Below are 14,012 nucleotides of genomic sequence, written 5' to 3' on the forward strand. Positions count from 1 at the left end.
TGTTCCCGGTGCTGTTGCCTGTCGTGTTCCCGGTGCTGTTGCCTGTCGTGTTCCCGGTGCTGTTACCCGTCGTGTTCCCGGTGCTGTTGCCCGCAGGATCCGACGTCGTCACAACAACCGGAGCCGGCTTCATCGTCCACTGTGTCCCCTGCCACGTCGATCCGACGCCAGCGCGCTTCAAAGCATTCATGACATACCAGATGGGCATGAACGTCGTCATTTTCCCGGAGGCCGGATCCGGATAGACGACGGCAATCACATTCGCCACGACGGTACCATTGATGGCAATCGAGGTGCTTCCTTTACCATACTTGATGCTTGAGTAATCGACACTTGCCGCACTCGTCGATGGTGGCGTGATGTTCCAGACGCCATTTGCCCACACGTTTGCGTAGCCTGCCTGTTTCAGAGCCTGCATTACATACCAAATGGGCATGTAGGTCGTGCCGTCATATGTAAATCCTATTGGTGAAGAAACGGTGCTGCCATTAAATACAATGCGTTTGACCTGCACGTTGTTCACAACATGGCTGCTTGCTGAAGCGACAACCGATGATACCTCATAAGCCGCGACAGCTTTCGCTATCGCTCCCCATGTGAGTGATCCGACAATGCCGTCAACCTGTAACTGGTTTGCCTGCTGAAAAGCCTTGACCTGCGCTTCTGTGGTCGCGTCAAACGTCCCCGTTGCTTGCCCGACCGTAAAACCAAGAGCGTTGAGGTCGTTCTGAAGGACGGCGACGGATGGGCCTTGTGTCCCATATTGGAGCATCGGATAAGATTGCCAGGATGATCCAAGGCCGAACGTTCCGCTTGAACTCGCGCTTGGGGTATTCAATGCGGCATTGCTTGTGGCGGTCTGCGCCCACGCGGTGGGCGACTGGGACAGCGCAACCCAGGCAGGTAGCGCGAGCACCGCGAGTAGGCGACTAGATTTCACAGCGACATCCTCCTTTTGGATTTCATCATGAAGTAGTACTTGAGTTGATGTTCATCCGCTGTACCTGCAGACCCTGCGCACCGGCGGACAATTGCAGTTCACCGAGCACAACGGTTCCCGAAAATAGCGGCAACATTTGATTCCATGTGATGGTCAGCCCTGACGATGGAATCTGCACCAGAAGCGTGTGACCCTTGGCCCACTGGACATCGCGCGTGTCGAGTACAAACGCATTTGTCCACTTACTCTGCCCGGAAATCTCATAGGTGACATTGCCAAATGTGGTGATGTAGCAAAATCCTGTACCCGTCGGCGGGTTTGGTACCACCAACACGTATGAATGGCCCTGCTTGACGACTTGCAGGGAGTCAAAAAATTGATAGGTTTGCCCCACGGCACTTTGCACGGATGCATTCGACGGAAAAAAGGGCTGCCCATTGCGGCTGTCGCCCGCGAACGATGCGGTAGCCTCGTCCCCGATGGGATAGCAAATCTGCCAACTGCTCTTACCCGTTTCGACAAAACCCTTGAGGTTATTGTGGACATTCGACACCACGGTCGCCAATTCCTGCGGCGTAAGGAAATCTGTCGATTTCCAGGGGCTTGGGACCAACCCAACAGCCGATGCCCACGCCACCGGCGAGCCCCCTGGCTGATAAGCTGCGTCGTCGGAGCTTATGCCGTACGCGTTCCAAAGGACTTGATCTGCCATCGCCACGGTAAGCGGTGCAAAGACCCCCGCCTGATTCGACGAGATCGGCTGGTAAATCCCCTTCTCGATGCTGGCATGGACATAACCCCAAGCAGGTGAGTTCGTGGACAAATCTGCATACGGACTGGTACCCGACGTGTCCGGAGCGACGCCAAACACCTGGTCCACCGCAACAAGCAGGTTCCATATGCCAATTTGATCTGCGGCTAAGGGAGTCGGCAGTGCACTCGTATCCAGTGACAATGTCGTACCGTCCCACGTCGCTACAATGCCTAAGCGACCCATCAATTGCTCGATATTTGCCACCGGAAAGAACATAGTCAATTTACCGGATGCCGGATCTGTCGCTGCGATCCCCTGTAAACGCTGAACGACTGCTCCGTTGAGAGCTATCGCGGCGTTACCTGCACTCTCGGTATCCGGACTTGTGTCGGCTGGAATCGACATTGGCACAGTCACATTCCAAACGCCCTGTTTCCATGTATTCAAAAATCCTAATTGTTGCAACACGTTCATCACATACCACAGTGGCATGTAGACAACGCCATTTTGCGAAAACGTATACGGCTTTGCCTGTGTTGGCTCCCCATTTAACACAATCGTCCGTTGTTCCATCACCGGGGTTGGGCGTGCAACTGACGCCTGCGTCACTGGCACGGCGACGCTCCCCGCGCACACCGCAAACGCCGCAGTTCGCAACATCCACGTCTTACGATCCGCCATGAATACCCACCCCCGCGATGAAACTTGCCGTCGTGTCATACGCAATGCGTTCACTGCCATGCGACCGCTCCGACGTCAACAGCAGCTTCGAGCCATCGTAGTACGCGTGCGACGCCTGATTGGTGCCATAGCCGTCCGCGCTCAACTGAGCAAGCGAGCTGTCGTACACGGCCTGATGGGCCGCATCGATCCCTGTCAACTCCACCTCGACGCCAAGCCCAAGCTCCGAGGCGGTCTCGGTCGCGTTTGTCATGCGTGCGAGATCTGCCTGCTGGCCTTGCTCGACATAATTCGGCTGAATCCAAGCCGCCGTAAAGCCAAGTGACTGCCAATGCCATATGCCGCCAGCGCCATAATATGGGATCCAGAACAAAGGCAGCGCGTTTGCCTTGGCTAAAGACGACGCATACTGGATATACTGCGCTTCCCCAGGCATGGTTTGGCGGTACTGTTCCTCATCCCAATAGAGTCCAACCAGTTTCAGGTGTTTGAAGTCCGCCTTCTTCCAATCGGTTAACAATTGATTGACATACCACGTCTCCGCTGCTTCGCGGCTCCGTAATCCATTCGGATCGCCAGACGTACCGCCAAATTGCACGTCCTTCCCACCGATGTCTCCGAAATCAATATTTCCGTATGCGAAATATGGCAGTGATAGGACGACTTTTTCTTGATATCCCGGGCGATGCAACGTCTGGTTGACGATGCCGACAGCTTCGTTCAACGCACGTAATTGCTTGCCACTTGCAAACAAATCCTGAAGGTAGTTGGACAAGCCCTGCTCTGTATCGTTGACCGATCCGTACGGAAGAAACAGCATGGTGTCAAACAGCGGCTTGGTCATCTGCCCACTCTCTGTGACATACGCAAGCATGGGTTCAAAATCTTGAACGGACCACGCGCCTTGACTGCCATTAGCCCCTGTTTGCACGAGCAACATGTTGCGAATACCTGCGGCATTGGACGCCGACGGCAGCAGTGGGCCGAGTGGTTTCCCGGATGCGGCCGTTACTTTCGCCAAGGTACTGGCGGCAAGCCCGTGCGCTGTCGTCGATCCTTGCACGTCAAAGCCATGGACAAACACCCATACGTCGACGGGGATAACCAGACGGACCGCCGAAGCCTCAATCCCGGCCGCACTCGACCACGCGAATGTCTGGGTCATCACATTTTGGTCACTTTGCGGCACCGCAGACGGGCGCTGCCCCGCCGTGTACCACTGGCCGTTTTGCTCGAATTGAAACTCGACATAACTGGGGAAGTAGACACCGAGCGAGAAGTTCTGTAGAGCCTGAATTTGAATAGACTGCACGTCGACAGGGGACTTAAACGCCAGCGTGATGGTTCGACTCCCCTGGTGACTGAATCCACGCCACGCCGACGTTTGGGTCACATCGCCCTGGTACGTCTTTTCCTCCTGGGCGAATGTGGAATCCGGTACACCACTTACTGCAATGGACAGAGCGCCCTGCGGCGTCAAATCCGTCATGTTGGTGTTGGTATTTGCGCTACCGAAACCCGCCGCCCCTGTCGCATTGCCTGTCCCGGCGGCAGCCAAGGCGATGTCCGGCGGATCGAGCGAGACGGCCGCTAGCGCACAGAGAGCCATTCCCGCCGCCGCCCACATCTTGCAGTTACTGAACAACCAATACACCTTCCTCATCACAGCAAAGTTGCCAATATCGCTTCGACAGTGAACGACAATTTAGATAACGATACTTTTCGAAAGTCAAGAGTGATTTCTAAGGGCATGCCGCTAAATTTTCACCACGCCAGCATTGGATTTCCAATCTATCAAAAATTCCTTGACAACATGAATATCTCGTCCATATAATGTGAATAAGTCATTGGCAATCATCATATACTGTGAGCGTGGACACGAAGATCCTAAGTCGGTAAAGTGGGCACATAGACTTAGGGGAGTGAGTTGTGCAACCGGCCACCCGATGTGACATCTGGGTGGTTTTTCTGTTGTCCGCGTTACTCGTTGCACGCCTTGGTATCCGACATCCATGTTCTCTAGAGCAACGGGTGGCCAAACTGGGGTCAAAGGGTTATACAGAAAACAGGAGACAAGATAGTCTCCGGAACAAACCGCACACAAAACCAACCGATTCAGGGATGGATACTCGCAGAGAGATCCATCCCTGGCTTCGTTTTGGGCTCCTATTGACCAATTGTATTCGTTTGTATACAATGATACCGCAACATCGCATACATCAGTATACAAAGGAGTGCAATTGCATGCGACACTTCGATGATGATTCACACAGGCATCGCGGTCCACGCGGCAGGCATGACTCGCATGAACGCCACAAACACAGTGGTGGTCCGCAAACATTCCGCCGCGGAAGAGCACTCGCCTTTCTGGAAACACTCAATGTGCGGCGTGCAACCCTTAGGCAACAGTTGGAACAGTCCGAATTGCAATCGGTTCATCCTGTCATTGCAGGTGAGCTGAAGGCCATTGAAATGGTACGAGACGAGTTCATGGCCATGTTTGACCTGCGCGAATCTCCCGAACAAGGCGTGGATCGCAATGAACCGCCCCACCCACAGCAGAACCGACCTCTGGATGAAGAACGAACTTCTGCAACCTCCAGCCACGCAGAAGACGACGTCTAACACATCGAAGGCGGGAGCCAAAGGGTGCAGTAGCGCCACGCAGTTCCCGCCTATCGTCGCCGCTTTTGCGAACTCGGGATCCCCATCTGCTCGCGATATTTCGCAACCGTGCGGCGCGACAGGACAATGCCCTGTTGCGCCATGCACTTTGCGATCTCGGCATCCGACAACGGCTTTCGCGTATCTTCCTTAGCTACCAGCGAACGGAGCACATGTTGCACCGCTTCTGCAGAAAGGCCAGATGTGGCCAATTGGGCCGGGAAAAATGCGTCCATCGCCCACACCCCGTACGGCGTTTTCATGCTCTTGTTGCGCAGCGCGCGGCTCACGGTAGACTCGTGGATATCCAACTCTTGCGCCACCTCGCGCAACGTAAGTGGACGCATATGTCCCGGGCCGTGTTGGAAAAACGGCTGTTGCCGCGCAACAATGACTTCCGCCACCCGTAAAATCGTCATGCGACGCGTTTCGATGGCTTTGGCCATCCGCTCGATGGCTCGCAAACGTGTGCCCAGGAAAGCGCGCACCTCCGCACCACCGGATGCGAAGAGCGATCGGTAAGATGGCGAGACCCAGAGGCGGGGCTCGGCACTTTCCTGCACGCGAACGACAAACGCTTCGCCAGCGCGCTCGACAATGACATCTGGCGGAGCCAAGGCGAACGGCTCCCTGTCCCAAGCTGCACCCGGGCGCGGGGTTAGCCGCCGAAACTGCGCTAACACTTCATAGATGTCGTCCACTGACGCGTTACAGTTCCGTGCAACGACGCGAAATTTCCCCTGCGCAAGTTCGGTCAGATGCGCAAGGAGCTTGCGAGCCAAGGCGCGATACGGCGGATCGATGCGATCCAGTTGCAAGAGCAGGCACTCCTCGACATTGCGCGCCCCCACCCCCAAAGGCTCACAACTCTGTAGCGCAAACAAGGCCCTCTCGACTTCCTCCGCAGAAACGTCGAGGCGTACGGCCGTGACGTCCAGGGGATCGGTGAAATATCCGCGCTCATCCAGGCTGTGTGCAAGTTGCTCGGCAACGCGCAGCGTGCTTGGCGCGAGTGACAGCGTGCGCAACTGCCGACAAATCTCGTCGGCAAGCGAGGGACGTTCCGCTATTTGCAGGATGAGATCAGCACGCCCGGGCCTCGCGGCGCCTAATCCGACAAACCCGCTTGCAGTCATGGCCCACGGCCACTCCCACTCCAAGCAGGGATTGTCTTGTGCCATCTCTTCCAGCATGTCAACAAGTTCAGTGGACGAAGCCTGCAAGACAGCCAGTGCCTGACGCATATCGGCGGTCATGACAAGCCTCTGACTCTGCTCCATGTCACCGCGAAACGCCATATTCATGCCTATCACTCCGTCATCGTTTGCTGATTCACCGAAACCTGACTGCGCCGGCGATAGAACAGATAATAACTAAGGAGAACGATGACAATGATGGGCACACCAGCGTAAATGGCCATACGCTGCCCTGGAATGAAGAGAAGGCTCACCGCGATGGCCAAATTTAACACAACGCCAGCGATCGGCAAGATGGGAAATAGCGGCGTGCGATACGCCAAGGCGCGGACATCGCCTCCCTCTCGTACATACTTGCGGCGAAAGCCAATTTGCGAAGCGCAAATAATCGCCCAAGACAAGACAGCAATCAACCCGATGCCAGAGACAATCCACAAATACAGCGTATTCGGTGAAACCTGGTAAATCCACAAAGATAACGTGCCAATGACAAGGGTGGCCAGCACTGACCAGACGGGAACCTGCGCTTTGCTCAAGCGCGTTAAAAAGCGTGGAGCCATCCCGTCGAGTGCCATCGACCAAAGAAGCCGCGACGAAGCATAAGTCCAGGACGATCCGGCGGAAAGCGCCGAAGTAATGACAATCATGTCCATAATCAGGCGCGCATACGGGATGCCTGCAACCTGAAAGATGGTCGCGAATGGGCTGTCATTTAGGCCCGCCTTTTGCCAAGGAATGATGCCTACCAAAACAATCATGGCGATGACATAGAACAACAAGGTGCGCACGCTCGTACTACGTACCGCGCGCGGCACGGAGCGAGCCGGATCTTTGCTTTCTCCTGCGGCAATGCCTATTAACTCGGTGCCACTGTAGGCGAAGCTAACCGGTACAAGGGCCATGAACACCGCGCCGATACCGTGTGGGAATAAGCCACCCTGGCCCGTGTAGTTGTGCAGGCCGATGGCGCGGTGACCGGTGAGTCCAAAAATGGCCAGGATGCCCGCAATGCAAGCAGCGACAATACCAAACACCTTAATGCTGGCGAACCAAAACTCTGACTCGCCGTATACACCGACCCGGGTGACATTAAGCGCCAAATAAATCACCGCAAACAAGGCATACCAGACCCATAAGGGAACGCCAGGCAAGTACTGGTGAATGATGATGGTCGCTGCAATCCACTCGCCGCCAATGGTGAACGCACCGTTAAGCCAATATAACCAGGCACTCAGATAACCAATGGCAGGACTGATAAATTCCTGCGCGTACGTCTTGAACGATCCGGCCACCGGCATGGCAGTCGCCAATTCGCCCAAACACATCATGACAATCGAAACAATGATGCCCCCAATCACGTACGCGAGCACGGCGCCACCTGGCCCTGCTTGATTAACGGTGTAGCCCGAGCTCAAAAACAGGCCCGTGCCAATCACTCCGCCAATCGAGATCATAAACATGTGTCGCGCGTGCATGCCTCGCCGCAGATGCGACTCCTTTTCCATGATCTGATCAAGTTGCTGCATCGATCTACTCTCCCTCGCCAAAACAATGATAACGCTTACAACTATATCTGAAACACAGCTTTGTGATCATAAATCACAGCAAGAATCGTGCCAAGTGCCATGACTGGATCTCCCTAACCACGCACAAAGCCGTATCAGTCGCCCGGGGGCGCAGCAAAGCTCTCCCACCGTGGAAAAATACGCCCGCCTCGACAAAAAAACGGTGCCAACGCGTTTTTCATCCGCAAGCAGGCTTTGCACCACCGTGAGCGGCCGTGCGTTTGCATAAGCATGCACACTACTTGCGGTACACGGCCGGATCGACAGCTAATTCACGAAGCCAATACTGCAAGTTCTGGCGACTGAGCCCCAGTTCTCGTGCAGTGGCAGAAACATTCCCACCGTGGCGCGCGAGCACCTCCATCAAGATCTGGCGCTCCGCCTGTTGGACTCGTTCCCGCCATGTCCCAACTCGACTCGCTACTCGCTCGTCCCGTGTACGAGATGCAAAGTCCATCCCCTGTGTGCCTTCATCCACCGCATCTCCCCGCGCACCAGAGGTTTCATCCCACGCGGCGAGCGTATCATGTTTGCGATCCGCCCCCACCCCTGCCGGCGCTTCCCGCGATGCGTTTACTTGCAGAGCGCGTTCCAACTTGCGGCGTAGATGAAGTGGCACATGAGACAAGCCGAGTTCACGTTCATCCTGTAGTAAATTCATCGCACCTTCGACGGTATGTTCCAACTCGCGCACATTGCCTGGCCAATCGTATGCCAGAAACGCCTGTCGCAATGTCGGATGCATCCGTTCTACCGCCAAGCCAAAGCGGCGATTCAGTTTTTCAATAAACACCTCGACCAGTTGCGCAATGTCTTCTTTACGCTCGCGCAGCGGCGGGATCAACAGCGCAACGACGCTCAGTCGATAGTATAAATCCTCCCGAAGGCGTCCTGCCGCGATGGCCTGTAGCGGGTCCTCATTGATGGTCGCGAGAATGCGAACATCGATATGCCGATCCTTTAATTCGCCCACTCGGCGCACCGCCCGTTCCTGCAGGACGCGCAGCAGTTTGGCCTGCAGTGGCGGACTCAACGAATTTACCTCATCGAGAAGAAGCGTTCCGCCATCCGCCTGTTCGAGCAACCCAGGTCGGTCCACCGCCCCCGTGAACGCGCCGCGCGCCGTGCCAAAAAGCAGCCCTTCCATAAGCGAATCCGGGATCGCAGCACAATTTTGCGAGACAAAAGGCCCTTGGCTTCGCCTGCTCGCCGCGTGTACACTCTGCGCAAACAGCTCCTTTCCTGTCCCCGTTTCGCCAATGATGAGGACGGACGAATCCGTGCGTGCCGCCCGCATCGCCTGCTCCACCACTTCCCGGAGCACTGGACTGCTACCGACGATTGAAGCGAATGTGTAGCGAACACCCGACTGTCCGAGAAGCTGATTTTGCAGCCGTTCGACCGGCGTCACATCGCGGGCAATCTCAACAGCGCCGAAAACGCGTCCGTCGGCGATGATGGGATACGTCCGGTTCACCGTCGTGATGGCTTTTCCACTTTGATTAAAATACGTTTGTTTTACATTTTCGCGAGCTAGGCGCAAGCGCACGGCCTGTAGCAATGTACTGCCTGCGGCATCCGGAAATGTGAACACATCTTCGATCCGCTTGCCGATCACGTCCTCCGGCCGCATGCCTTCTATATCGGCCATTTTCCGGTTGTAATAAACAGTCATGCCATTGGCATCAATGATGTGAACACCTTCGTCCAGCCCCTTAAGAAGTCCCTCAAGCAGTCGCAAGCGAACAGCGTCTTCCACGTCACGTTCCCCTATCCAGCAAGTTGATTGCGAACTCGACATCCCAACGCCAGCCTTCGCGTGCAGCAAAGTCGACGTCGATAGCCGTGTATCAATATACAGCACATCTATCCATTCATACGAAAGTTGTGTGAAACTTCCCCGCAAGTACAGTTTGCACGCCCGGTACAGACTCTGCAACCGACTTCCGTTCTGCATGCCAAACCGATCAACCATCGCTCATGTTGGCACGATTCTTGCTTCCAGTATGGAGTGAGCAAACGTTTCGAACTGCTTTCTGCGCTATGAAGGAGGATCTGGCATGATACCATACCGTCCTGAACCTTTGACGGACTTCTCTGCACCACATCACCAGGAGGCGTTTGCAGTTGCGCTCGCGCGTGTGCAAGAGCAGGTCGGCCAAACGTATCCACTCATCATTGGCGGACAGACTGTCGATACCGGTCGCTACCTGGAGTCGTACAATCCGTCCGCAAAGACCGAATTGATCGGACGTGTCGCGAAAGCTGGAAAACCAGAAATTGAACGAGCCCTTCGTTGCGCACAAGAGGCTTTTGCAATCTGGTCCGAGGTTCCCGTCGTAGAACGGGCGTCGCTCCTTTTTAAGACGGCGGCCATTCTGCGCCGACGCAAACACGAATTCTCGGCTTGGATGTTGCTCGAAGCTGGCAAGAGCCGCGCGGAAGCCGATGCAGATACGGCAGAAGCCATCGATTTTCTCGAGTACTATGGCCGCCAAATGCTTGCATTGGCCCAGCGTGCCGATGCCCTTTTGACGCCATTTGCTGGAGAAGACAATCATATGGAGTACATCCCGCTTGGCGTCGGCGCCATTATTCCGCCGTGGAATTTTCCCTTGGCCATTGTCACAGGAATGACGGTCTCGGCCGTCGTCGCCGGTAACACCGTGCTGCTTAAACCCGCAAGCCAAACGCCTGTCATTGCGTACAAGATGGTGGAGGCTTTGCTGGAGGCCGGTATGCCAGCCGGCGTCGTCAACTTCGTCCCAGGCGATCCGGAGGAAATTGGCGACTTGCTGGTCGAGCACGCAGACATTCGCTTCATTTCGTTCACCGGATCGAAAGATGTCGGCTTGCGCATGAATGAGCTTGCGGCAAAGCGCATCCCGGGTCAGCGCTGGATCAAGCGATTTGTCGCAGAAATGGGCGGCAAAGACGCCATCGTCGTCGATGCAGGGTTTGATATCGACCTGGCTGCGCGCACCATTGTTCAATCCGCATTTGGCTTTTCCGGCCAGAAGTGTTCGGCGTGCTCGCGCGTCATCGCCCATGCTTCGCTGTACGATCCGCTCGTCGAACGGGTCGCCGCATTGACGCGCGAACTCAAGGTGGGCGATGTGCGCGAGATGGCGCATTTCACCGGCCCGGTCATCGACCAGAAGGCATTCGCGAAGGTGACGAGTTATATCGAGATCGGCAAGCAAGAAGGGCGGCTTGTGGCTGGCGGCGGCGCATCTGCAGACACGGGATACTTTATTGAACCAACTGTTTTCGCGAATGTTGCACCCTCTTCGCGCCTGATGCAAGAGGAGATTTTCGGGCCGGTTGTCGCCTTCACCAAATCGACGAGCTTTGAAGAGGCAATTGCTATTGCCAATCAAACGGAGTTCGGCCTGACAGGATCCGTCCTGACCCATGACCGTTCGCATATTGCCTATGCACGACGCAAATTCCACGTGGGCAACCTATACTTTAACCGCAAGTGCACGGGCGCCATCGTAGGCGTACATCCGTTTGGTGGCTTTAACATGTCGGGCACCGACTCCAAAGCGGGTGGCCCGGACTACTTGTTGTTGTTCACACAACCGAAGGCCAGCTCCGAATTATTGTAGTAAGGCGTTTGCCAAAACGGGGGGCACAACGGCCCGGGGTTTTAGATTCAGATAAGAGAGGATGATTATCCCATGACGGATCAGGCACAGACCTCCACAGCACTGCGTTTGGAGCAAACATATGGAGCGAAAAACTACAACCCACTGCCAGTGGTACTGGTCAAAGGCGAAGGTGTCTGGGTTTGGGATGAAGAGGGTAACCGTTACCTGGACATGTTGAGCGCGTATTCGGCTCTCAATCAAGGCCATCGCCACCCGAAAATCATCGCCGCCCTCAAAGATCAGGCGGATCAAATCACACTGACCTCGCGCGCGTTTTACAACGACAAACTTGGGCGCATGTACGAACGATTGGCCAAACTCACCGGCAAGCCGATGATTTTGCCAATGAACACAGGCGCTGAAGCGGTTGAAACGGCCATTAAGGCGGCGCGCCGCTGGGCGTATGACGTAAAACACGTACCTGCGGATCAGGCTGAAATCATCGTGTGCGAAGGGAACTTTCATGGACGCACGACGACCATCATCTCGTTCTCGTCGGACGCCGAGTACCAACGCGGCTTTGGCCCGCTGACGCCTGGATTCCGCATCGTCCCCTACGGCGACATCGCGGCGTTGCGCGCGGCCATCACGCCAAACACCGCGGCCTTTTTGGTGGAGCCGATTCAAGGGGAAGCTGGCATTGTGTTGCCGCCGGATGGGTATCTACGCGCGGCGCATGAACTGTGTAAGCAGAACAACGTCCTCTTTATCGCCGATGAAATTCAAACAGGTCTAGGACGCACCGGGAAAATGTTCGCTTGTGAATGGGAACAAGTGGTTCCGGATGTGTACATTATTGGTAAAGCCCTCGGCGGTGGCGTGTTCCCCGTGTCGGCTGTCGCAGCGGACGAAGAAGTCCTTGGGGTCTTTGAGCCAGGATCGCACGGTTCGACGTTCGGCGGCAATCCTCTTGGCGCCGCGGTTGCCGTGGCCGCACTTGACGTGTTGGAAGACGAGGATCTCGTCGAGCGCTCGCGCACGCTCGGAGCGGCGTTTCTTTCCCGCCTTCGCAATGTGCACAGCCCGGTGGTGAAAGAGGTGCGTGGCCGCGGTCTGTTCGTCGGGGTCGAGCTCACCACCAAAGCTCGCCCCTATTGCGAACGCTTGAAACAAGAAGGATTGCTCTGCAAAGAGACGCACGATACAACCATCCGCTTTGCCCCGCCCCTCGTCATCCGCGAGGACGAACTGGACTGGGCACTTGCACGAATTGAACGCGTACTCACCGAGGTGACACCATGATTGCCGACTCTTTAATCCATGACGCGAATCAAGAGATGGATGTCCTGCGCTCGGCACAGACCGTGATCCGTGCGGCCCTCGAACAACTCGGCTACGGGCCGCAGTACTATGAACTGCTTAAAGAACCGCTGCGCATGCTCACCGTGCGCTTTCCCGTCCGCATGGACGATGGTAGTGTACAGATCTTTACGGGTTACCGCGCCCAGCACTCGGACGCGGTTGGCCCGACCAAAGGCGGCGTTCGCTTTCACCCTGATGTCAATGAGTCGGAAGTCAAGGCACTTTCGCTTTGGATGACCATCAAGTGCGGCATCAACGGCTTGCCGTATGGCGGTGGCAAAGGCGGTGTTGTCTGCGATCCGCGCCAGATGTCGTTCGCAGAGCTCGAGCGCGTCAGCCGCGGATACGTTCGCGCCATTAGCCAAATTGTCGGTCCGACAAAAGACATCCCTGCGCCTGACGTGTTCACCAATTCGCAGATCATGGCGTGGATGATGGACGAATATAGCCACCTGCGCGAGTTCGATTCCCCCGGCTTTATCACCGGCAAGCCGCGGGTGCTCGGCGGATCGGAAGGAAGGGAGACGGCGACGGCGCGAGGCGTGCTCATTTGCATCGAGGAGGCGGCACGACGGCGCGCGATGCAACTGCCCGGAGCCCGCGTCATCATTCAAGGCTTCGGCAACGCCGGCAGCTATCTGGCACAGTTTTTGCACGAGCAGGGTGCGCGTGTGGTTGGGATCAGCGACGCATACGGCGCGCTGTACGACGAACGAGGTTTGCCAATTCCTGATCTGCTCGAACAACGCGACTCGTTTGGCACCGTGACGACGCGCTTTCAAAACACCATCAGCAATCAAGAACTGCTTGAAAAGCCGTGTGACATCTTGGTGCCCGCCGCGATCGAAAACCAGATCACGGCAGATAACGCGGATCGCATTCAGGCAGCCATCGTTGTGGAAGCGGCGAATGGGCCGACGACCCTGGAGGCGACACGCATCCTGAGCGATCGCGGTATTTTGCTGGTGCCAGACGTACTCGCCAACTCCGGCGGCGTGACGGTATCGTACTTCGAATGGGTTCAAAATAACCAGGGGTATTACTGGACGCGCGAAGAAGTGGAACAGCGTTTGGCACAAGCCATGCGCCAGTCGTTTGAAAAGGTCTACGCCACATCGGTGCGCCATCAGGTGGATATGCGCCTCTCTGCGTACATGACAGGCATTGAACGTACGGCACAAGCTACACAGCTACGCGGCTGGCTCTAAGCCCAGCCGCCTGGCGAGTGGCTCACCCAATTTGTAAGGAAAGCAGGGA

The 14,012-nt window shown here is 56.0% G+C and carries 10 protein-coding genes and 1 riboswitch; of the genes, 4 read left to right on the plus strand and 6 right to left on the minus strand.

The genetic code is table 11. From position 1 onward, the window contains the following. From BLU70_RS14755 to BLU70_RS07860, 3 genes are all read right to left on the minus strand, one after another. On the minus strand, nt 1–940 hold a 940-nt coding region (locus BLU70_RS14755; RefSeq protein ID WP_244885147.1), incomplete at its 3' end, for a peptidoglycan-binding domain-containing protein. A 25-nt stretch (nt 941–965) separates the two neighbouring features. Further along, on the minus strand, nt 966–2,375 hold the full coding sequence (locus BLU70_RS07855; RefSeq protein ID WP_074693114.1) for a hypothetical protein: 1,410 nt from the start codon (nt 2,373–2,375) through the stop codon (nt 966–968). After that, the gene (locus BLU70_RS07860; RefSeq protein ID WP_244885148.1) at nt 2,362–4,020 is read right to left on the minus strand and encodes a DUF4855 domain-containing protein; all 1,659 of its coding nucleotides are present in this window, start codon (nt 4,018–4,020) and stop codon (nt 2,362–2,364) included. The genes BLU70_RS07855 and BLU70_RS07860 overlap by 14 nt, the downstream gene beginning before the upstream one ends. Nucleotides 4,021–4,240: 220 nt before the next feature. Then, nucleotides 4,241–4,324: riboswitch (cyclic di-GMP riboswitch) on the plus strand. 295 nt (nt 4,325–4,619) lie between these two features. Between BLU70_RS07860 and BLU70_RS07865 the strand changes: the two genes are divergently transcribed. Continuing rightward, nucleotides 4,620–5,000 (plus strand): Rho GTPase-activating protein, encoded by a 381-nt coding sequence (locus tag BLU70_RS07865; RefSeq protein ID WP_074693119.1) that lies wholly within the window; start codon nt 4,620–4,622, stop codon nt 4,998–5,000. Between the two features lie 50 nt (nt 5,001–5,050). On the opposite strand, the gene rpoN is transcribed toward BLU70_RS07865, so the two are convergent. The 3 genes from rpoN to BLU70_RS07880 form a co-directional block, all read right to left on the minus strand. After that, nucleotides 5,051–6,343 carry an RNA polymerase factor sigma-54 gene (gene rpoN / locus BLU70_RS07870; protein WP_083341209.1) on the minus strand — a complete coding sequence of 431 codons (1,293 nt, stop codon included), beginning with the start codon at nt 6,341–6,343 and terminating at the stop codon, nt 5,051–5,053. A 5-nt stretch (nt 6,344–6,348) separates the two neighbouring features. Continuing rightward, complete coding sequence (locus tag BLU70_RS07875) at nt 6,349–7,761, minus strand: amino acid permease (RefSeq protein ID WP_006445839.1); 1,413 nt, start codon at nt 7,759–7,761, stop codon at nt 6,349–6,351. A 277-nt stretch (nt 7,762–8,038) separates the two neighbouring features. Then, nucleotides 8,039–9,601, minus strand: coding sequence for a sigma-54 interaction domain-containing protein (locus BLU70_RS07880; RefSeq protein WP_420865895.1), 1,563 nt, complete (start codon nt 9,599–9,601; stop codon nt 8,039–8,041). A 259-nt stretch (nt 9,602–9,860) separates the two neighbouring features. On the opposite strand from BLU70_RS07880, the gene pruA reads away from it, so the two are divergent. From pruA to BLU70_RS07895, 3 genes are all read left to right on the plus strand, one after another. Beyond that, on the plus strand, nt 9,861–11,411 hold the full coding sequence (gene pruA, locus BLU70_RS07885) for an L-glutamate gamma-semialdehyde dehydrogenase (RefSeq protein WP_074693121.1): 1,551 nt from the start codon (nt 9,861–9,863) through the stop codon (nt 11,409–11,411). Nucleotides 11,412–11,483: 72 nt separating this feature from the next. Further along, nucleotides 11,484–12,695 carry an ornithine--oxo-acid transaminase gene (locus BLU70_RS07890; RefSeq protein WP_074693124.1) on the plus strand — a complete coding sequence of 404 codons (1,212 nt, stop codon included), beginning with the start codon at nt 11,484–11,486 and terminating at the stop codon, nt 12,693–12,695. Further along, a complete protein-coding gene (locus tag BLU70_RS07895) occupies nt 12,692–13,963 on the plus strand; it encodes a Glu/Leu/Phe/Val family dehydrogenase (protein WP_006445844.1) in 1,272 nt (423 codons plus the stop codon). Before BLU70_RS07890 ends, BLU70_RS07895 begins: the two co-directional genes overlap by 4 nt. Nucleotides 13,964–14,012 lie beyond the last annotated feature (49 nt).

This window comes from Alicyclobacillus hesperidum, assembly GCF_900107035.1.
In the GTDB taxonomy this organism is placed as follows: Bacteria; Bacillota; Bacilli; order Alicyclobacillales; family Alicyclobacillaceae; genus Alicyclobacillus; species Alicyclobacillus hesperidum.

Coding starts and splice junctions, on each gene's coding strand:
- BLU70_RS07855 (WP_074693114.1), bottom strand. CDS start 2,375: ATGGCGGATCGTAAGACGTGGATGTTGCGAACTGCGGCGTTTGCGGTG.
- BLU70_RS07865 (WP_074693119.1), top strand. CDS start 4,620: ATGCGACACTTCGATGATGATTCACACAGGCATCGCGGTCCACGCGGC.
- rpoN (WP_083341209.1), bottom strand. CDS start 6,343: ATGAATATGGCGTTTCGCGGTGACATGGAGCAGAGTCAGAGGCTTGTC.
- BLU70_RS07875 (WP_006445839.1), bottom strand. CDS start 7,761: ATGCAGCAACTTGATCAGATCATGGAAAAGGAGTCGCATCTGCGGCGA.
- BLU70_RS07880 (WP_420865895.1), bottom strand. CDS start 9,601: ATGTCGAGTTCGCAATCAACTTGCTGGATAGGGGAACGTGACGTGGAA.
- pruA (WP_074693121.1), top strand. CDS start 9,861: ATGATACCATACCGTCCTGAACCTTTGACGGACTTCTCTGCACCACAT.
- BLU70_RS07890 (WP_074693124.1), top strand. CDS start 11,484: ATGACGGATCAGGCACAGACCTCCACAGCACTGCGTTTGGAGCAAACA.
- BLU70_RS07895 (WP_006445844.1), top strand. CDS start 12,692: ATGATTGCCGACTCTTTAATCCATGACGCGAATCAAGAGATGGATGTC.